The 19,335-nt window shown below is 67.1% G+C and carries 13 protein-coding genes and 4 pseudogenes; 5 read left to right on the plus strand and 12 right to left on the minus strand.

The features are described from left to right. Nucleotides 1–333: 333 nt before the first annotated feature. The 4 genes from ACFVT1_RS40290 to ACFVT1_RS40305 all read right to left on the minus strand — a co-directional run bounded on the left by ACFVT1_RS40290 (nucleotide 334) and on the right by ACFVT1_RS40305 (nucleotide 3,189). Complete coding sequence (locus tag ACFVT1_RS40290; protein WP_389805601.1) at nucleotides 334–873, minus strand: hypothetical protein; 540 nt, start codon at nucleotides 871–873, stop codon at nucleotides 334–336. A gap of 210 nt (nucleotides 874–1,083) precedes the next feature. Further along, the gene (locus tag ACFVT1_RS40295; RefSeq protein WP_389805604.1) at nucleotides 1,084–1,326 is read right to left on the minus strand and encodes a hypothetical protein; all 243 of its coding nucleotides are present in this window, start codon (nucleotides 1,324–1,326) and stop codon (nucleotides 1,084–1,086) included. Nucleotides 1,327–1,359: 33 nt separating this feature from the next. Continuing rightward, nucleotides 1,360–1,554: a hypothetical protein gene (locus tag ACFVT1_RS40300; protein WP_389805607.1), complete on the minus strand. Its 195-nt coding sequence runs from the start codon at nucleotides 1,552–1,554 to the stop codon at nucleotides 1,360–1,362. A 393-nt stretch (nucleotides 1,555–1,947) separates the two neighbouring features. After that, a complete protein-coding gene (locus ACFVT1_RS40305; RefSeq protein WP_389805609.1) occupies nucleotides 1,948–3,189 on the minus strand; it encodes an oxygenase MpaB family protein in 1,242 nt (413 codons plus the stop codon). Between the two features lie 263 nt (nucleotides 3,190–3,452). On the opposite strand from ACFVT1_RS40305, the pseudogene ACFVT1_RS40310 reads away from it, so the two are divergent. Then, nucleotides 3,453–4,319 (plus strand): annotated as a pseudogene (locus ACFVT1_RS40310) (DnaB-like helicase C-terminal domain-containing protein); the annotation flags it as partial. A gap of 325 nt (nucleotides 4,320–4,644) precedes the next feature. Here the strand turns inward: ACFVT1_RS40310 and ACFVT1_RS40315 are convergent. Beyond that, entirely contained in the window at nucleotides 4,645–5,010 is a 366-nt protein-coding gene (locus ACFVT1_RS40315) for a winged helix-turn-helix transcriptional regulator (RefSeq protein ID WP_389805610.1), read from the minus strand. A 92-nt stretch (nucleotides 5,011–5,102) separates the two neighbouring features. Between ACFVT1_RS40315 and ACFVT1_RS40320 the strand changes: the two genes are divergently transcribed. Further along, a complete protein-coding gene (locus ACFVT1_RS40320; RefSeq protein ID WP_389805612.1) occupies nucleotides 5,103–5,942 on the plus strand; it encodes an SDR family oxidoreductase in 840 nt (279 codons plus the stop codon). A 438-nt stretch (nucleotides 5,943–6,380) separates the two neighbouring features. Here ACFVT1_RS40320 and ACFVT1_RS40325 read toward each other — a convergent pair whose 3' ends face one another. The 3 genes from ACFVT1_RS40325 to uvrA form a co-directional block, all read right to left on the minus strand. Further along, a complete protein-coding gene (locus tag ACFVT1_RS40325) occupies nucleotides 6,381–6,665 on the minus strand; it encodes a hypothetical protein (protein ID WP_389805614.1) in 285 nt (94 codons plus the stop codon). Nucleotides 6,666–6,788: 123 nt separating this feature from the next. After that, nucleotides 6,789–7,793, minus strand: coding sequence for an RNA polymerase sigma factor (locus ACFVT1_RS40330; RefSeq protein ID WP_389805617.1), 1,005 nt, complete (start codon nucleotides 7,791–7,793; stop codon nucleotides 6,789–6,791). Further along, nucleotides 7,790–10,639, minus strand: a complete 2,850-nt coding sequence (gene uvrA / locus ACFVT1_RS40335) for an excinuclease ABC subunit UvrA (protein ID WP_389805619.1) — start codon at nucleotides 10,637–10,639, stop codon at nucleotides 7,790–7,792. The genes ACFVT1_RS40330 and uvrA overlap by 4 nt, the downstream gene beginning before the upstream one ends. A gap of 500 nt (nucleotides 10,640–11,139) precedes the next feature. Between uvrA and ACFVT1_RS40340 the strand changes: the two are divergent. Next, nucleotides 11,140–11,817 (plus strand): annotated as a pseudogene (locus ACFVT1_RS40340) (transposase); the annotation flags it as partial. A 1,130-nt stretch (nucleotides 11,818–12,947) separates the two neighbouring features. Here the strand turns inward: ACFVT1_RS40340 and ACFVT1_RS40345 are convergent. After that, nucleotides 12,948–14,348: a UbiD family decarboxylase gene (locus tag ACFVT1_RS40345; RefSeq protein WP_389805621.1), complete on the minus strand. Its 1,401-nt coding sequence runs from the start codon at nucleotides 14,346–14,348 to the stop codon at nucleotides 12,948–12,950. Between the two features lie 259 nt (nucleotides 14,349–14,607). Between ACFVT1_RS40345 and ACFVT1_RS40350 the strand changes: the two genes are divergently transcribed. Beyond that, nucleotides 14,608–15,600 carry an Lrp/AsnC family transcriptional regulator gene (locus ACFVT1_RS40350; RefSeq protein WP_389805623.1) on the plus strand — a complete coding sequence of 331 codons (993 nt, stop codon included), beginning with the start codon at nucleotides 14,608–14,610 and terminating at the stop codon, nucleotides 15,598–15,600. Nucleotides 15,601–15,661: 61 nt separating this feature from the next. On the opposite strand, the pseudogene ACFVT1_RS40355 reads toward ACFVT1_RS40350, so the two are convergent. Further along, nucleotides 15,662–15,889, minus strand: a pseudogene (locus ACFVT1_RS40355) (DNA glycosylase AlkZ-like family protein); the annotation flags it as partial. 752 nt (nucleotides 15,890–16,641) lie between these two features. After that, nucleotides 16,642–18,090 carry an amidase gene (locus ACFVT1_RS40360; protein WP_389805626.1) on the minus strand — a complete coding sequence of 483 codons (1,449 nt, stop codon included), beginning with the start codon at nucleotides 18,088–18,090 and terminating at the stop codon, nucleotides 16,642–16,644. A 367-nt stretch (nucleotides 18,091–18,457) separates the two neighbouring features. On the opposite strand from ACFVT1_RS40360, the gene ACFVT1_RS40365 reads away from it, so the two are divergent. Then, complete coding sequence (locus ACFVT1_RS40365) at nucleotides 18,458–18,754, plus strand: transposase family protein (protein ID WP_389805629.1); 297 nt, start codon at nucleotides 18,458–18,460, stop codon at nucleotides 18,752–18,754. Between the two features lie 30 nt (nucleotides 18,755–18,784). Here the strand turns inward: ACFVT1_RS40365 and ACFVT1_RS40370 are convergent. Next, nucleotides 18,785–19,012 (minus strand): annotated as a pseudogene (locus ACFVT1_RS40370) (transposase); the annotation flags it as partial. Between the last annotated feature and the right edge of the window lie 323 nt (nucleotides 19,013–19,335).

Raw genomic sequence — 19,335 nt, forward strand, 5'->3', positions numbered from 1 at the left:
ACCGGCCCCGACACACGGCGAGTTCATCCACCCTCATACCATCAGGAAACCACCAGAAAGGCCCCTTGCCCAGAGACGTAACAAAGCCCTACTAGAAGGCCGACCTCGGAGGCGAGATGAAGTCCGAGGCCGGGCTGGGGACTCAAGGGGAGCATGTCCGTCCATCCCCCGGGCAGAGGGTGGGAATATCCCAAAGATCGCCATCGCCATCAGTTCGTGGTGGCTGCGGTGGGCGCCGGGCTGACGCCTGGACTGCTTTTGACCTGCGACGCCTGAAGGGCGAGTGGCGCTGCCCGGCGCCCTCGGACCGCCACGAAACCCCCTAGCAATTGCCTAGTTCCAAGAACAGGGGATTACGAAGTCGTCGTACGACCGCTTCACGTCGATCGCCTTGTCCGAGCCGTAGTACGCGCCGGTCTGGTAGTAGGACACGTCAAGCTGGCGGGCGCCGCACTTGATGATCCCGATGCCCCGGCCTACCCGGCTGCTGCGGGACTTCTGTTCCCAAGTGACCGATTGTGTGACTGAGGGGCCGCCCTGGACAGAGTTGGCGCCCATGTTGACGTCGGCCGAGACGCTGGCGCTGTAGCCGGTCGAGGTGTTGTACCAGGCTCCGGACCACCAGTAGGTGTTCCTGTCGGTCTCGATGACCACGGAGGACCGCCCTTCGCGGTCAGAGACGACCACGCAGGTGCGGAAATCGGTAAAGGTGTAGCCACCAGGGCCGTAGGCCGATTCCCAGGACGTGCAGTGCGTACCGACCTCAGGGTGGGGGCCGTTGTCGGCCGACGCAGTTGCGGGGACCGCAAGGACGGACACCGTCACGGCGATGGCTGTGGCAGCGGCGCGGGTCATGTGCCTGGTCTTCTTCATCGTTAATCTTCGGTGTAGTGATGTCGCCGAGCATGATCAGCAACGGCACGCTCAACGAGAAGACAGGCTGTCAGGCAACGTTCCTGAAACGTGGTTCTCCTGTTCGGTGTGGATGACGCCCCGACCCGCACCGCACCCTTCGCAGCACTCCGCCCCGCCGGATAGCTCCAGCGGGGCGGAGTGCTGCGAAGGATCCGTGAGGCCCGGAGCTCAGCCGTCCGCGCCAGTGCCGCCGATGACCTCTTCCTTGTCGCCAGTCGCTTCCAAAGTGCCATTGGTGTGGAGATCCATGAAGTCCAACAGGCCCTTGTAGTGAGTCTTGAGGTCGATGCCCCCGAGCTGGGTGTGGGCTTTGTTGGGCGTCCCGGAGTCAGCTGCGTTGGCTGCGGGAGCGCTGAACAGAACTGCGGCTGTGACAGCGGCCGTGCCGGTGAGAATACGAGTGATCCGCATACGACCGATCTTGGGATGACCGCCGGGGTGGCGTCAATCGCCCAACAGTGTTGCCATCGCCGCCTGGCTGACCAAATGGAGGAGATCACTAACAGTTCCAGGTGGTTTGTCTCCCAGGCGCACCTGACGGGACTCTTCTTCCGGCACATCCGCCTCCGCCTTCTCAAGGAGCTGGTTGTACTCCTCGGGGTGCGCGGAGATCAGGCGTCGGATCGCGATGCCCTCCAACGGGAAGTAGTTCGGCGTCCGACACTCGTAGGCGGCTCAGCCCCGGCGGCGGGGTCGCGTTCGACGCACGACGCCGAGGGCGGCACCTCCGCCGAGCCCGGACCGGGCGGGCGGACCCCCGGGCGGGCGCACCCGTCTCCGGGAGTGGCCGGCCGGCCACTCCCGGAGACGGGTCCGGGCTGCGGGGCCCGTTGTTCACTGTATGCGGCGCGGGTGCGGGGAGGAGTTCCCGCAGCGGTGGCGGTGAACACCCGAAAGGCGCCTCTGGGCCGTGACGTCGCCGCCTTTCGCGGCGAGGCCGTCATCGGGGGGCGAGGGGCGCTGTCACGCCTTCGGGCGGCCTGCGGGGCTTCGCTCACCCGCGCCGGGCAGGACCGGCCGCATCCGGGTGGGTCAACCGGTCGGTCGGCCGGTGGGCATCTGCAGGTCGTAGTCGCGGAAGTCGACGGCGTACCAGGCGACGATCTTCTCCGCGACCCTGGACATCTGGGCATGAGTCTCGGCGAGGAGCGGGAACTTCTGCTGGACCTCGTAGACCGGGCGGTACAGGTACGGGGCGAGCGTGGCGATGGCGGCGTCGAGGGGCGGGTTGGGGCGGATGCGCAGCACGTCGGCGACGTGCGCGTCCGCCATCCGGACCATGGACGCTCCGACGAGCCCGGCGCCGGGGAAGACCTTGCGGTCCATCCAGTCCAGCATGTTGTGCGCCAGCTCGACCCCCTCATCGGAGGAGGCACGGTGATGCGCGGCGGCATCAGCGAGGACCAGTTCGGCTTGTCGCATGGTGCGCGGGTTGTACCTGTCATCGATGCCGAGCAGCCTGCCGCCGATGCGCATGGTGGCCATCAGCTCGTCGGCCTGTTCCGCGGTGGGGTTGAGGTTGTACTTGGCCGCGAGTTGGACGTTGTAGGCGCTCACGTACATGAGCTCCTCGACCTTGAGGCGCTGGCTGATCGGCATGCCGTCGCGGGCGGTGTCCCATCCGTGGGCCAGGGCCATGTGGCGGGCGGCGGCGTGCACGAGGCGCAGCTTGACCAGGGTGATCGGCGCGTTGCCGGACGGCTCCCAGCTGTTGCCGGCGAGCATGTCCCATCCGGTGTTCATGGTGCGGGAGAAGCGCCGACCGATGTCCATGACGAGGTCGAACTTCGCGTGCCACACCGATTTGGCGAGCAGCGGGTCGGCGAGGGCGACGAACAGGCCGCCGAACGCCTCGGCCATCGTGAAGACTTCCATGTTGGACTGGAGGAGCTTGATCGTGTCGCCGTGCGCGAGCCGGTCGACGGTCGAGCGTTCGTCCCCGGTCAGCACAGCGTTGCGCTGGAGGAAGTCGCGCAGCACGGGCGGCGCCTCGGCGGGCACCGGCTGGTCGTTGCGGGTCCAGGCGTGGAAGACCTGGTTGGCCAGCACCATCTGGTCGGCGCGCATCAACTGGGCGATGACATCGTCGGCTTCGGGGTCGCCTTCCGTTGCCGCCTGGTCCCCCGGCAGCATCCAGGCCGAATCGGGGTTCGTGGCCGGGCCGCCACCGCTGTCCTTCGCCTGGGCGGAAGCAGCGGCGCCGGGCAGGCCAGCTGCGGCCGCACGGGCGGCCATAGCAGAAAGAGCGGTAGGTTTGATGACAAATTCACTCATACGCCACATCATGCTGGTCACCGCTCCGCGCTTTCATCGGAAGTCGCAGGTGGTCACCCGGACGGATGAGGGGCAGCTCGTGCGCGTTGATCAGCCGCTTGAACCGCGGATACGCGGTCCGCTCGATCGATGTCACAACCCACCCCAGGCCCCAGACGACGGTCGACATCACCAACGACACTGGGTCGAATGGGTGACGGGCCGGGCGCTCAGAGCTCCAAGAGCATTCCATTGCCCCTTTGGCGCGTATCTCGGCCACACCCGTAGGTAGCCGCAACGGCGACCCCTTCGGGATCCTCACCGGGTTCACCGACCTCGACGCCCTCACCGGCGGCCTCCGGCGGGGACACCTGACCGTCATCGCTGCCCGCCCGGCCATGGGAACATCCACCCTCGCCCTGGACTTCCTGCGCAACGCGGCGATTAAGCACAACCTCCCGGCCGTGCTGTTCACCTATGAATCCGACCGGAAGGAAGTCCGTATCCGGATCCTCTCGGCCGAAGCGCGCGTTGCTCTGCACCACATGCGGTCCGGCACCATGACCGACGACGACTGGATCAGGCTCGCCCGGCGGATGCCCGAAGTCTCTGCAGCCCCCCTGTACATCCAGGACGACGGGTGGCCCACGTACACGGCCCTCAGGGCCCAGTGCCGCCGCCTGGTCAGTCAACGCGACATCAGGCTCATCGTTGTCGACAACCTGCAGATGCTCACCTACGGCACACGCCCGCTGGGCTCCCGGTACGCGGAGATCTCGGAGATCTCCCGGTGCCTCAAACTCCTGGCCAAACTCCTGGCGAAAGAACTCAAGGTTCCCATTGTCACGCTCTCCAAGAGCAACCGAGGGGCGGAGCAGCGGACCGACAAGAAGCCGATGCTGACTGACCTTCGTGACTCCGGAGCGTTGGAGGACAACGCCGACCTGGTCATCCTTCTCCACCGGGAGGACGCGTACGAGAAGGAATCCCCACGCGCCGGGGAAGCCGACCTGATCATTGCTAAGCACCGACAAGGCCCGACAGCGACCATCACTGTGACCTTCCAGGGACATTACTCATGTTTCGCCGATATGACGTATACCGCAACAGACCGGTCGGCGGCATCATCCGACAACGAGAGCAAGGAATAGCCGCCGGATTTCTTCGAGAGCCGGGCTGCATGGTGCCGCATGTGGGATCTCAGTTCGGCTGACCGAATCTCACGGCCGGTGGCCATTGCGTGGCCGATCGGCCACGGAACTGAGACTGGCTGGGCAGTCTGTTCACTCGTTGGAGTGAGCCACACATGGGACAGGTCCTCCATGGACGGTGTCTTGGTGGCGCGGCCTTTCTGCCACTGGTCCGCACTGGGGGTACGCATGAACCTTTCTTGCTGTCACAGTCAGTATTCGTCGTCGAGATGACGAAGCTGTTGAGGGCCTGGGGTGGTCAGGTGCTTCGCCTGATCTGCTGCGCTCAGCCGCTCCGTGCGAGCCGCTGTGTGATCCGGTCGAACAAGTCTGTCAGTGGCGCACCGACATCCTGGCCGAACCCAGTCAGCCCGTAGGTGACTTGGGGTGGCGTCGTCGGCTCGACTTTCCGCCAGACCAGGTCGTCCTGGACCAGTACGCGCAGTGTCTGAGCAAGCATCTTCTCGCTGATGCCCTGGATGCTGTCGCGCAGCTCGTAAAACCGAAGGTCGGTGCTCCGCAAGGAAATCAGCACCCAGATACCCCACCTGCTGGTCACGTGGTCGACCACGTCGCGCGCAGGGCAGTCGGTGTGAAACACCTCATACCGATTGCCCGCCTCGCCTTGCCTCAGCTGCGTACCTTCCCTCATGTCCGGAGCTTACCTCTGGGTATGTCCTTACGAAAAGTAAGCCTGCCTCCTAGCGTCAATTGCCGTAGTGCACAACGGACTAGGAGCTGAACATGATCGTGGTGACCGGAGCTACCGGGAACGTGGGCCGGCCTTTGACGCAGGCCCTGGCCAACGCGGGCGAGCACGTGACGGCGGTGTCACGGCACGCGGCGGTGATGCCTGACGGGGTCCGGCACGTGCCGGCCGACTTGGCCGAGCCGCAGGACCTCACCCCCGCTCTGGACGGGGCGAAGGCGCTGTTCCTCCTGCTGTCCGGCGACCTGCACGCCTCCGAAGCCAGGCCGATCGACATTATCGACCTGGCCGCTGCCAGCGGGGTCCGCCGAGTCGTCCTGCTGTCTTCGCAGGGCGTGGCGACCAGGCCACTCGGCCTGTCGCGGATCGCGTTGCGCGCAGTGGAGGACGCGTTGAGAGAGTCCGGCCTGGACTGGGCCGTCCTGCGACCGGGCGGCTTCGCCTCCAACGCCTTGGCGTGGGCGGAGTCTGTCCGCACGCAAGGGATGGTCGCCGCACCCTTCGGCGATGTCGGGGTTCCGGTCGTCGACCCGGCAGACATCGCCGAGGTCGCGGCGGCCTGCCTGCTGGACGACCGGCACACCGGCGGAATCTTCGAGCTGACCGGGCCCGAGGTGATCACGCCCCGTCAGCAGGCGGAGGCCATCGCCGCCGCGCTCGGCTCGCCGGTGCGGTTCCACGAACTCACCCGTGAGGAGGCCAAGGCCGCGATGGCCCGGTTCGTGCCGCCGGAGCTCGCCGACGACACCCTGGACATCGTCTCCGCCCCGAACCCTGCCGAACTGCGGATCAGCTCGGACGTGGAACGAGTCCTCGGCCGCGCTCCGCGCCGTTTCAACGACTGGGTCGCCCGTAACATCGCCGCCTTTCGCTGAGGCACAACTCAGCTGAAGCGCCCGGGCAGCCCCGTGTGGCTACGGCCGCACGGGGCTACCGCATGGCATCACCGCCACGGTGCTGCCCCATGACGTCACCGCCCACCAGCATCCAAAATCAGGAGCCGGAGCGACCTGGCAGAGTCCTACTGGTCTCCTGCGGGCCAACCGCCTGCTAATCGTGGCCGGGATGAGGATTCGGACGCAACGATGAGACTGGCCAGCTTGGACACAGCGTGAGACACCCGGGCCAGCCGCAGCTCACAACCTCTTAACAGGACACGAACCGCGAGAACCTACACCGCAGCAGCGGAAGAAGTCCCCCTTCCGCCTGCGCGCCTGGTGCGCTCCAAGAGCACGATCGATGGGCCGCCCCACTCTCATGGCCGGGCACCCTACCAGGAAAGTCGCCACCCCAGCCGCGAAGAAGGAACCCAGCTACGACGGCCAGACGACGGTGCCGTCACGCACCACCAGCGGATCGGGCTGACGCTCTCCATGGAACCGGATCCGTCCCAGGCGGACACCGCCATCGGGGTCGCGGTGAAAATCACCGGTCTTGTTCGCAAGCCAGGCGAGCAGTTCGCCGGTGCGCTCGAAGTCGTCAGGGTGGATCTCCTGCCGGCTGGTCAGAGTCCAGGCATGACGCCGCATGTCCTGCTTGGGCAGCAGGACGGAGACCAGGGCACCGGCCACCTTGGACGCATCGCCGTGCTGGCCCACTCTCGTCGGGACTGTAGTCCTGAACGAGAGGTGGGCAAGCCGGTACACCGGCTCCCTGCTGCGGTTTGGTGGGCGGCTTGGATGTCGCAGATCAAGCGGGCCTGGAACATCAAGCGGTGCGCTTCACCCGTCGCTGAGGTAATCCCGCAGCTCATGGGAGCGTGAGGGGTGCCGGAGCTTGCTCATCGCTTTGCCCTCGATCTGGCGTATACGCTCGCGGGTCACGCCGTAGGTGTTGCCGATCTCCTCCAGGGTCCGCGGGCGACCGCCGAGAAGGCCGAACCGTAGAGAGATGATGCCGGCTTCACGAGGGCTGAGGCCGGCCAGGACGGCCTGGATGGCTTCCTGGAGAAGTCCGAAGGCGACCACTTCCCAGGGGGAGGGCAAGTCGCTGTCCATGATGAGATCACCGAACCCGGTATTGCCATCGTCGGACAGACTGACGTCCAGCGAAACGGGCTCCTTGGTGTAGGCGTCGAGTGCGATCAGTTTCTCCATCGGGACTTCCGCCTTGTCGGCCAGTTCCTGCGGGGTGGGCTCGGACCCGGTGTCGCGGAGGAACTCACGGCGGATCCGCGCCACGCGGTTGATGATTTCCACGGTATGCACTGGGATGCGGATGGTGCGGCTCTGATCGGCAAGGGCCCGGGAGACTCCCTGCTTGATCCACCAAGTGGCATAGGTGGAGAACTTGAAGCCCTTGACGTAGTCGAACTTCTCGACGGCTCTGATGAGTCCGGTGTTGCCTTCCTGAACGAGGTCAAGAAAGTGGAGACCTCGTCCGGTGAAGCGCTTGGCGACGGCGACCACCAGGCGGAGGTTGGCCTCGGTGAAGTGCTGTTTGGCGCGGTGTCCGTCTTCAGCGAGGAAGCTGAGTTCGCGACGGTAGTGCGGGTCCAGGCCAGGCTCTTCGGCGAGAAGGCGCTCCGCGTACAGTCCGGCTTCGATGCGCTTGGCCAGCTCCACCTCCTGTTCGGCGGTGAGCAGTTTGACCTTGGCAATGAGCCGGAGGTAGTCCTTGACCTGGTCGACGGTGCCGCTGTCCGTGGGAAGACCGGGTGGAGGCGCCTCGCTCTCGTCGTCCTGGTCCAGCGGGTCCTGCGAGTCCTGCAGATCCGTGGCGTTCATCGGTTCCCCAGCAAGTGCTTGAGGAACTGCCCGGTGTGTGACCAATGGTGGGCCGCGATCTCCTCCGGGGTGCCCTCGGCGACGACCTCTCCGCCTCGGTGTCCGCCTTCTGGGCCCATGTCGACGATCCAGTCGGCCGTTTTGATCACGTCGAGGTTGTGCTCGATGACGACGACCGTATTGCCGCCGTCGACGAGGCGTTGCAGGGCAGTCAGCAGCCGGTCAACGTCGGCGACATGCAGGCCGGTGGTGGGTTCGTCCAGTACATAGAGGGTTCGACCGCGGCTACGGCGTTGGAGTTCGGCGGCGAGTTTGACACGCTGCGCCTCGCCTCCGGACAGGGTGGTGGCCGCTTGGCCGAGCTTGACGTAGCCGAGCCCGACGTTGTCCAGGGCCCGTAGGTGGCGGGAGATGATCTGGTGGCCGTCGAAGAACTCCAGGCTTTCTGTCACGGTCATGGCGAGGACGTCGGCGATGGATTTGCCCTTGTAGTGGACATCCAGGGTCTCGCGGTTGTATTGGGCGCCTCTGCACACCTCGCACGGCACGTACACGTCCGGTAGGAAGTTCATCTCGATCCTGACGGTGCCATCGCCGTAGCAGTGCTCGCAGCGGCCGCCCTTGACGTTGAAGGAGAACCGGCCGGGCTGGTAGCCACGGACTTTTGCCCCCGGGGTCTGAGCGAACAGCTTGCGCAGGTGGTCGAAGACGCCCGTGTAGGTTGCCGGGTTGGACCGAGGGCTGCGGCCGATCGGGGTCTGGTCGACCTGGACCACCTTGTCGAGGTGTTCGACGCCGTCGATGGTGCGGTGGCGGCCGGGCACCTTGTGCGCACGGTGGATCTGCTGGGCGAGGGCGGTGTGCAGGATGTCGTTGACCAGGGTCGACTTGCCGGAGCCGGAGACGCCGGTGACCACGGTGAACAGACCGAGCGGGAAGGACACGGTGATGTCACGTAGGTTGTGCTCGCAGGCCCCGTGCACGGTGAGGGCCCGGCCCGCTGTCGGCTTTCGGCGCCGTGCGGGCAGGGGAATGGTTCGGCGTCCGGAGAGATAGGCGCCGGTGACGGACTCGGGGTGCTCGGCGACCTCCTGCACGGTGCCTGAGCAGACGATGCGGCCGCCGTGTGTACCGGCGCCGGGGCCGATGTCGACCACCCAGTCGGCGACCTGCAGGGTCTCCTCGTCGTGTTCGACGACGATCACGGTGTTGCCACGGTCGCGTAGCCGCTTGAGTGTTTCGATGAGCCGCTGATTGTCGCGCTGGTGAAGCCCGACGGAGGGCTCGTCCAGCACGTAGAGCACGCCGGTCAGGCCGGCGCCGATCTGCGTTGCCAGCCGGATCCGTTGGGCCTCCCCGCCGGAGAGGGAGGCGGCAGGCCGGTCGAGTGAGAGATAGTCCAAGCCCACGTCGAGCAGGAATCGCAACCGCTCACCGATCTCCGCGAGGACGGCTTCCGCGATCCGCCGCTCACTGCCCGTCAGCTGCAACGCCGCCACAAAGCGGGCGAGTTCACCGAGCGGCAGCGCGGCTGCCTGAGCGATGCTGTGCCCTCCCACGGTGACCGACAGGACGGCTGGGGCCAGGCGGGCGCCTCCGCAGGCTGCACAGGGCACTGCACGCATGTATCCACCGAAGCGATTCGACGCGCCACCGGACTCGATGCCTTCGGCGAAGCGGCGCACGATGTGCGGGATCACGCCTTCGAAGCGGGCCAGGTACGAACGCTCGCGGCCCAGCCGGTTCCGGAACGAGAGGTGCAGCCGACGGTTCGCCCCGTGCAGCACCATCTCCCGCGTCTCGGAGGAGAGCTGGTGCCAGGGAGTGGCGGTGCTGAATCCGGCGTCGGCGGCCAGAGCTTCGAGGAGATGGGTGAAGTAGTCGGCGCCGCTGGTGTTGGTCCATGGGGCGATGGCGCCCTCGGCCAGCGACTTGGTCTCGTCGGGTACGACGAGATCGGGGTCGACTTCCATGGCCGAACCGATGCCCGTGCAGGCAGGGCAGGCGCCCCAAGGGGCGTTGAAGGAGAACAGCCTCGGCTCCAGCGACTCCAGGCCGATGTCGTGGGAGCGTGGGCAGGCCATCGCCTCGGAGAAGACCAGCTCGCGTCCGGCCCGGCCAGGCTCCCGGTCGATGAACTCGACCCGCAGGACACCGCCACCGACTCCCAGTGCAGTTTCCACTGACTCCGTCAGCCGCTGCCGGATATCCCGCTTGACGGCCAGCCTGTCCACGATTACGTCGATGGAGTGCTTCTTGCGCTTGTCGAGCGCGGGCGGGGTGGCCAGTGCGAGGACCGTCCCGTCCACCCGCACCCGGCTGAATCCGTCAGCGGACAGCTGACGGAAAACCTCGGCGTGCTCGCCCTTTCGGTCACGGACGACCGGGGCCAGCACCTGGAAACGGGTCCCTTCGTCCTCGTCCAGCAGCAGGTCGACGATGCGCTGCGGGGTCTGCCGGCTGACTGGTTCGCCGCACTCGGGGCAATGGGGGCGGCCGATGCGGGCGTACAGCAACCGCAGGTGGTCGTAGACCTCGGTGATGGTGCCGACTGTGGAGCGCGGGTTGCGACTCGACGTCTTCTGATCGATGGCGATCGCCGGGGACAGCCCCTCGACGGCATCGACGTCGGGCTTCTCAAGCTGCCCGAGAAACTGTCGCGCATATGCCGAGAGGGATTCGACATAGCGCCGCTGACCTTCGGCAAATATAGTATCGAACGCCAGACTTGACTTTCCGGATCCGGACACACCCGTAAACACGATCAGCGCGTCCCGCGGCAGTTCCACGGACACGTCACGGAGATTATGCTGCCGCGCGCCCTTGACGACAAGCCGATTTCTCACTTCGTCAACCTCAGGTGTTGAGAGTTAGCCAGATTCCACCGTAACACCACAACATTGCAGGCCAGGGCGGCTGCTCAGCAGTTTTCAGCTGTGGGGGATATCGCGCTTGACAGTGAGTCCGGCGGTGTGGGCAAAGAATTATGCAGCCAGCTGGAAGGCAGTGTGAATGACCCAGCATTCACTGTTGACTTCTGGTCGACCCTGTGTGCAACAACAAGGCATCAGGCGATGGTGTCGACGACCATGGCTGATTAGATGGTGTGGGGAAATCCTTCTCACGGTCGTGCTTCGACGGGGTGATTCGCGACAGCTGAGCTACGACGCCCGCGCGCGAATCACGGAATGGGCCTTCCCCGTTCCGCGACAGTCTCGTCGTCCATCTCGAGCGAACGGAGCGGGTGCGGCAGGGCGCGGGTGTGAGAGCGCAGCGGTCTCAGGCAGGGACATTACGGGCCGTATGTCCATGGCACTGACGCTCCCGGCCGCCACCCACGCACGTCCTGGCCCACCTACGCAACCTGCGCCAACAGGGCATCCAGACGCGCTTCTCCGTCGGACACCCCGTCACCGAACCGGTCCGCCACGCGATCCGGGCCCTGCCCCGGCAGGTCTGGCACCCGGCCCTGGAACAGGACGGTTCCTTAGCGGTTCAGCCGAGGTCGCCGAGCTGACCGGCATGATCGACCTGACCCGATATCCCGACGGCACCCGGATCAACGTCCGCCGCGAGCGACCGCACCCCGGTGCCCGGCTCTCCCTGTTCAACCTCGATGAAGGCATGCGCCACCAGGTCTTCCTCACGGACACCCCCTACGGAGAGGGCTCCGTGCAGCATCTGGAGGTCCGCCACCGCGCACACGCCCGGCTCGAAGACCGCATCCGCTGCGGCAAGACCACCGGCTTCGGCCGCTTCCCCTCCCGCCACTTCCATATCAACGCGGCCTGGCTGGAGCTGTCCCTGACCGCGATCGACCTGCCCGCCTGCACCCGCGCCCTGCTCCTGCACGGCGAACTCGCCGATGCCGAGCCCAAGAAGCTCCGCTACCAGCTGCTGCATGCCGCCGCCCGCCTCACCCGCGAAGGCCGCCGCCTCCACCTGCGAATCGCCGTCACCTGGCCATGGCGGGCCGCAGGCCGCCGCTTTCACACGGAGCACCTCAGCAGAGACGCTCACCCGCTCCAACCGAACATCGCTCCCGGGAAACAGCACATCCTCGAGCGAACCAACCCCCATCGTCGAGAACTGCCCGAGAGGAACGTTCCCGCATACCCCCTCTGACCTGGGATTTCACGGAACTCCCGACAGATCCATTTCCAGAGATTCCCATCACGTGGGCCAGCTCCCTGACCGCCGGCCCCGTAGGTCCTGTACTGCACAGCCCACGTGCCGACTCGTATACGGCAATGGTCTCTTCAGGTCAGCAAGTCGTCGCTGCTGGGGGCAGCCTCGTCTCTCGAGGCTTCGGCGTACGCGATTCTGAAGGCCGCAGTGGGCATGTGAGGGTCGGCTCCGGCAGTGGGTGAGGGTCGGCGTGGCTCGCCGCCTGGGCGGCCGACCCGGTCGACGGCAGCACGCATACGGCGGGCCATGTCACCCTGGACCTCCCCAGCGAATGGGGCGGGAACGTCGCGGCGGTCCACCACCCCCACCATCGTCCCGCGCTGGGTGCCGACCATGGCGAAACTCTCGGCCCTCCAGCCGAGCTGCTGCGCCGCCGCGCGGAGCGAGGACCGGAGCGGTCGACACCGCCGAGCTCGTCCTCCTCCGCATCGGGCATACGAAGTTCGACGCTGCCGTGCCCCGAGGCCGGACTCACGCCATCCCTGTTCGCAGCGGACGCCCACCGTGCCCTGGGTGCGGTCATGGGCTGCGCTGCTGCAGCCGATCCGTTCCTGACATGGGTCCGTGGCTGCGCGTATGGACCAGGCCCTGCCACCGCTCCGCGATGTCCGCGGTGCCCACGGGGAGATCGAACTGGCCGAGGATCCGCATGACGATGTGATCCACGAGGATGTGTCACATCGGCGAGTTCGGCGCAGTGTCTGCTGGTGTAGGGCGTCTCCACCTCGATGGTGGAGCGGGCCCAGGTGCTCAGCACGAGATGGGTCTCCACCTGCGGCACCTCCCGCAGGATTTCCGGTAGGCGAACAGCGAGCGGGGCCCCGGTGGCACCGGTGACTCCGACGATGAGGCGGGTTGGGGAAGCGGTTGTCACAGCGGGCTCCAGTCGCGGCGGGGATGGGGGCAGAGGACGGACTTGCGGGGGGGGAGGGGCAGCGCGCTGCCCCCCTACCCCGCGGTGCCGGGCTACATCGACAGGAGCCCTGCCCAGCGCTTGCGCAGCTCGTCGCGAGTCGTCTCGTCGACGCGGTTGGCTGCCGGGTACCGGTCCTTCCACGCGAACGGCTTGGTCGCGTCGATCAGCACGATGCCCATCGACAGGTCGCCGGCGGCGCGCCGTTCGGGCGAGAGCCGCGGGTCGATGGCGGTGGTGGGCGCGCGCAGTACCTGGAGGGACTCGGACGGGTCGACGCGGGTGAACACCGCCCACAGGACGTGGTTGATGTCGGTGATGTCGATGTCCTCGTCGACCACGACGAAGTACCGCTCCATGCCGCCGGTGCGCTTGCGCCCTGCCGCCGCCAGGAGCGCGTGCATGGCGTCGCCCGCGCCGGTCTGTTCGATGGAGACGACCATCAGGAGCTGGCGGGCATACGCCCACACTCCCTTGATGTTCTGGACGCCGGAGGCCTCCAGGTGGTCCCAGGTCACTGATGCCGAGTACAGGGGTACGGCCTGGTCGCCGGCCGGGACGGTCGGGAGCATCGGCGGGGCGCCCAGGATGATCGGGTCGTTCCGGTGCAGGATCCGGGTCACCCGGACCACCGTCTCCTGGCCCGAGTGCGTGTAGTAGCCGGTCCACTCCCCGAAGGGCCCCTCCAGTACGGACTCCTCCTCGACCGGCGGCAGTTCGCCCTCGATCACGATCTCCGCGTGCGCCGGCACCGGAAGGTCGCTGCCCTGGGGGTACAGCACCTCGACCGGCTCTCCGCGGAGTCCGCCGGCGAGGTCGTACTCCGACATCCCGGACGGTGCGGCGATCGCCGCGGCGGTCGACAGGATCGGGTCCTGGCCCACCACCACCGCGATCGGGCAGTTCCGGCCGCGCTCCCAGTACTTCTCGGCGATGGCCCTGGCGTGCCGGTTGCCGAGCATCCACAGCGAGAGCCGGTCCGGGCCCTGGACGCAGGCCCGGTAGGTGCCGATGTTCACCCAGCCGCTGTCGGGATCCCGGGCGATGACCATGCAGGCGGTGCCGATGTAGCGGCCGCCGTCCCCGTCGTGCCACCGGGGCGCCGGGAAGACACCGAGGTCCACGTCGTCGCCGGTCAGGACGTTCTCCAGGACCGGTCCGGTGGGGACCTCGACCGGCGGGATCGGTTCGATCCGCTTGCTCAGGTCCTTCCAGGCCCGCACGATGTCCAGCTTCGCGGTGCCGGGCGGCAGCCCGAGCGCCACCGCGGTCCGGGCCGCCGTCCCCATGAAGTTGGTGAACACCCGGTATCCCGCGGGGAAGCCGGGAATGTTGTCGAACATCAGGGCGGGGCCTTCCTTCTCCGCCATCAGTTCGGTGATGCCGCCGATGTCCAGATCCCGGTCCGCGCCGTCGATCCGGAGAACCTCGTCCTTCCCGAGCGTCTCGGTCATGTTTTCGATGTAGTGCCGAAGGTCACGGAATGTGCTCATGTGCCGTCGGGGGCGCGGGCGTTGCGCCGACGCCTCCCGTCCTCCTCTTCTTCTCTTTCCTGATGGCGGCGGCTGCGCCTGCAGCAGTCGCCATCAGGGGGCGGCTTCACGGGGCCAGCCACCGCACGGGCCTGCGTCGTCAGGATCCGGACCGGCCGGGAGGGGGTGCAACGAGTCCGGACGCGTATGCCGGATACTGCGCGAGATAGAGTCGAAAGGCGTGGAACACATCGATCTCCAGCTCATTCATGCACTACAGATTGATGGCCGCGCACCACTGCGCCGGATTGCCTCAGTGCTGGGCGTCTCCGACCAGATGGCCGCCCGCCGCTACGCCCGGCTGCGCGAGACGGCCGGGCTCCGGGTCGTCGGCCGGCTCAATCCCCGGCCCGTCGGGCAGACCGTGTGGGCACTGCGGCTGCAGTGCGTACCCAGCGCCTCGCTCGGTCTGGCCCAGGCACTGGCCGAGCGCGAGGACACGCGATGGGTCCAACTCGCCTCCGGCGGAACCGAGATCATCTGCCACCTCGCAGTGCACAGTGACAGCGACCGGGACGCGCTGCTGATAGACAGGCTCCCTTCGAGCCGCCGGGTCACCTCGATCACCGCCCATCGCATGCTGCGGCTCTTCAAGGGCGGACCGACCACCTGGGACGGTCCCACTGCCGCGTTGAGCCGGGAACAGACGGATGCCCTCGCGCCCTCGTACCCGACCCCTCACTCCCAGGCAGCGCCGGTGCAACTCACGGATCTCGACAACGTCCTGCTCGCCGCGCTGAACCGCGACGGCCGCGCGTCGCACGCCGCGCTGGCCGTCGAGGCCCGCTGTCACGAGTCGACGGTGCGCCGCCGCATTGCGCACCTGCGCACGGCCGGAGCACTCTTCTTCGTCCTGAACATGGACGAGCGTCTGCTGGGTGACCCGTCCGGCACCGCCATCTGGATGTCGGTGCAGCCCTCGCAGCTTGCTGCCGCCGGCGCCGCGCTGGCAGGCCACCCTGAAGTGGCCTACGCCGCCGCCACTACGGGGCGGACCAACCTCCTGGCCATTGTCCTCTGCTCCGACGACGAGTCCCTCTACGTGTACCTCTCCGACCGCATCGGTACTCTCCTGGGCGTCGACACGGTCGAGACCGCGCCGATCATCCGCACTCTCAAGCGCGACGGCGCAGTCGAACGCAATCACAGCTTCGGGACTGGTGAGCGCCGTTGACCGTGTGGCAGGAACCGCCGCCCGCGACGCACAGCCGACACTCAAAGAGCTGTTCGTGGTGCACGGTCCATATGGCGGCGACGCGTCCGGCAACGAGGACGGCGCGTAGGCCGGCGACGGACAGGCCGAGGTGGGCGTGGTCGATGATGCGGCTGCGGTCCTGTAGCCGAGTACCGCGTTGTCGAACGCCGGTAGGAAGCGGACGGCTGCGGGGGTGTCCGGTGTGGGCGCGGTGCGTCGGTAGGTCGAGAAGCTCACGGCCGCGTTCGTCGCGGAAGGTGACGAGTTCTGCGTCGAAACTCCCGCTGCAGGCTGCCGCATGAACCGACCAAAGGCCTGCCCTCGCCGGAACTGCGCCCGGGGCCGTGAGCGAGCGTGCTCACCGGCACGCACCACCGTCCATTGAAGAGATCGTTCAGGACCCGGCGAGAAACGGATTCACTCCCGAGCAGGTAGACCAGGCGTTGCTTCACCAGAGCCGAGGCGGTCGATACGGCGTCGAGCGGACCGCTGCGTTCGCTGGGCTACTGGCCCGCGCCTATCACAGCGAGCAGGAGCGCCCTCGCTGAAACCAGAGGTACCTGCCCACGCTGATGCCAACGCCGGCCAGGAGCTGCTGTCGTTACGTGGGGGTGTAGTTGAGGTACGGGGTGCGGTGTGTGCTGGGGATTCGGTGAGTGGTTTCTGGATTATCTCAAGGGCAGGGACGTGACGTTGTGTTCTCGCAACTTCGCGCCTGACGGCCCGTTCTACGAATTCCTGCCCTGAGACCGACCGCGGTGGTATCTCCGGTCCCGGCGACAAGAGATACCACCGCATGAAGGTACCCGTGATCGGGCCCAGCGGCTTCGGGGACGCGGTGAGCGAGCCGTGCGGGCCTACTCAGTGCCTCGCGATCCGCGGCGGGTCGACCACGACCGGCCCGGCCTGCGCCTGCCCGCAGGCACAGGCCGGGCCGGGAAGCGTTCCGCGTACGACGAGAACACGGTGTCCAGTTCGCCGCCGGCTACGCCGCGGGCCGGCAAAGCCCGGTGGCGGCGCTCAGAAGCCCGGCGGGCGGCGGAATCCGCCGATCACCTCCGCAAGGCACCGCACGAACTGGACCGCGGTGCGGTCGTGCAGGTAGGGCGCGATCACCTGGATACCGACCGGAAGCCCGTCCCGGGTCGTCCCGACAGGTGCCACCGCCGCGGGCAGATGGTTGACCGCCGACGGCGCCATCCACGTGAGCATCTCGCGATACGGCCGGTCGGCGCCGTCGACCTGCAGTGTCCGGACCGACCAGGTGGGATCGGCCTGCTGGTCGTGGGGGAAGGCGGCCGTGGGGGTCACCGGGCAGAGGAGCACGTCGACGTCGCGGAAGAACTCGGCCCAGCGGCGCCGGGAGTGCTGCCGACGCTCGTCGAGCGCGTGCCACTCACGGAAGCTGACCGTCAGGTCCGACGCGAACCCGCCCGCGGCCCCTTCAGCGGCGGCGAAGTCTACGAGCCCGGCATACGACTCGTCCGACTCGACCAACCCGCTCTGCGCCATCAGCAACGGCTCATAGAGGGCCATCGTTTCTTCGAGCCCGACCGGTCCCTTGCCCTCGACCACGACGGCGCCCTCGGCCCGCACCGCTTCCAGCGTCGCCTGCATGATCGCGACCAGCTCGCTGTCGACGGGGCAGAACGGGTCTTCGAGCCATGCCGCGACCCGAAAGCCCCGCAGAGTGGTCGACCTGGTGGCGGGCAGCTCCAGCCGCCAAGCCGGGGCGCGGTCGTGGTCCGCTCCTGCGAGGATGTCGAGACCCAGGTCGAGGTCGTCGGCGTGCCTGCCGAGCGGGCCAAGCACCGCCATATCGAAATCCGCCAGCGTCCCAGGGGCATGTCCCGAGACGCTCCCGTACCTCGGCACAATCCCGAACGACGTGCGCAGCCCGTAGACGCCGCAGAAGTGGGCAGGCACCCGAATCGAGCCCGCCGAGTCGCCGCCGAGCTCCAGGCCGGTCAGCCCAGCGGCGAGCGCCGCGGCGGACCCGCCGGACGAACCGCCAGGTCCGCGGGTCGGGTCCCACGGATTGTTCGTGGTCCCGTAGACCTCGTTGTAGGTCTGCCAGTCCCGGGCGTCCGGCGGCATGTTGGACTTGCCGAACACGATCGCTCCCGCGTTCTTGAGGCGCGCGACCGACTCGGCGTCGCTCGTCGAGACATGCTCCCCCCAGCGGGTCGAACCCCCGGTGGTCCGCATGCCCGCAACTTCGAGACTGTCCTTGATCGTGACAGGGACGCCGTGCAGGCGGCCGAGCGGTTCGCCGCGCGAGACCGTGCGGTCGGCCTCCAGCGCTGCGGCCCTCGCACCCTCCTCGTCCCGGGCGACAATCGCGTTCACCTTCGGATCGAGTTGCTCCACCCGGGCGAGGTAGTGGTCGAGCAACTCGACGCTCGATACCTCCTTTGCCGCGACGGCGGCAGCGAGCTGGCCTGCGGAGCGAAATGCCAGATCGGTCATACGAACCTCCAGTAAAGCTTGACCCGCGGCGATCACATCTCTGTGGGCGACGCAAAATCCCAGTTCAGGGCGGGTCTCACTCGACTTTAGCGGACGCGGGGGACCATGTCGGGGTGTGGCTTTTCTCACTTTCCGCCACAGCTTCGCCCGGCACGCCGGGTAGCGACCGGAGGTCGACGGGCTCGGGAATGTTCACGAGAAATGGGTTCTGGCACAGACCTTGGGGAGCCGTCGCGGTGCGTTACGTCGATGTTCGATTGCGAGGGACTGGCTCGTGTGAGACGGCGTACGCCTTGTCGCCTTACAGCCAGAACTGACGCTCCATCAGGTGCTTGTCGGTCGATGCCGTGGTCGGCTGTGGACGGTGATGGTGCTGGTCGTGCAGTCCGATGGACCGTTCTGGGACTCGCTGGTGTTCGACGGGATCGACGAGGTGGGTGTCGAGGCGGATACGGCCGCGTTCGGCACGGTCGAGGTGGTGGCGAGAGGTCGCGCGGCCGGGGCTGCCTGTCCGGACTGCGGCCGATTTTCGGACCGAGTCCACGACCGATACCAGCGCAGGCTGAAAGACCTTCCGCTCGTTGATCAGGGCTTTGTGATCCGGCTGACGGTCCGGCGCTTCATCTGCGGGTCGGTGGACCACTGTCCTTTCGTGGGGGTGTAGTTGAGGTACGGGGAGCGGTGTGTGCTGGGATATCCGGGATTGGTTGAGACCGCCGTACATCGCTCCATGCCCACGACGATGCTCGGGCAACAACGTCAGGTCCACCGGGGACTTCACCGCACCGTCCGCACACAGCACCGCGTCCATCAGCTCGAACAACTCGTCGCGCCGAGCGGCCAGGCACTCGTAGAACTCGCCCTGGAAGCGTGACGACTCCGCGAACGCTTCCCTCCAGACAGCATCTGGCAGCAGACTCACCCTCACGGCCTTCGTCGTGGTCACGTGCACCTTGGTCGGAGCACAGGATCAGACGAAGGCCGCCCCCACGTCCGGCGAATCCCCATGCGAGCGAATCCGTTCGAGACGCCATTCGAGACCGTGCCACCATGTACCGCATGACGACGAACCGAAAGGTCCATGCCGCGTAGGCTGCCAGGACAGATCCGTGCCGGCGGCCCTGGCGGCCATCGAACAACGGGGGCAAGGCTAGTACTGCAACCGCGTTTGGTGTGACGGGTTGTCGGCGTGGTCGTTGTTCCTGTCATGGGTGGGGACCTCGAAGCTGGTGACGTGTGGCGGTG

It is taken from the genome of Streptomyces sp. NPDC057963, from assembly GCF_042887155.1.
In the GTDB taxonomy this organism is placed as follows: domain Bacteria; phylum Actinomycetota; class Actinomycetes; order Streptomycetales; family Streptomycetaceae; genus Streptomyces.

Excerpts from the sequence above, each read along its gene's own strand:
- ACFVT1_RS40290 (WP_389805601.1), bottom strand. The coding sequence starts at position 873 with ATGAAGAAGACCAGGCACATGACCCGCGCCGCTGCCACAGCCATCGCC.
- ACFVT1_RS40295 (WP_389805604.1), bottom strand. The coding sequence starts at position 1,326 with ATGCGGATCACTCGTATTCTCACCGGCACGGCCGCTGTCACAGCCGCA.
- ACFVT1_RS40305 (WP_389805609.1), bottom strand. The coding sequence starts at position 3,189 with ATGAGTGAATTTGTCATCAAACCTACCGCTCTTTCTGCTATGGCCGCC.
- ACFVT1_RS40315 (WP_389805610.1), bottom strand. The coding sequence starts at position 5,010 with ATGAGGGAAGGTACGCAGCTGAGGCAAGGCGAGGCGGGCAATCGGTAT.
- ACFVT1_RS40320 (WP_389805612.1), top strand. The coding sequence starts at position 5,103 with ATGATCGTGGTGACCGGAGCTACCGGGAACGTGGGCCGGCCTTTGACG.
- ACFVT1_RS40330 (WP_389805617.1), bottom strand. The coding sequence starts at position 7,793 with ATGAACGCCACGGATCTGCAGGACTCGCAGGACCCGCTGGACCAGGAC.
- ACFVT1_RS40345 (WP_389805621.1), bottom strand. The coding sequence starts at position 14,348 with ATGACCGAGACGCTCGGGAAGGACGAGGTTCTCCGGATCGACGGCGCG.
- ACFVT1_RS40360 (WP_389805626.1), bottom strand. The coding sequence starts at position 18,090 with ATGACCGATCTGGCATTTCGCTCCGCAGGCCAGCTCGCTGCCGCCGTC.
- ACFVT1_RS40365 (WP_389805629.1), top strand. The coding sequence starts at position 18,458 with ATGGTGCTGGTCGTGCAGTCCGATGGACCGTTCTGGGACTCGCTGGTG.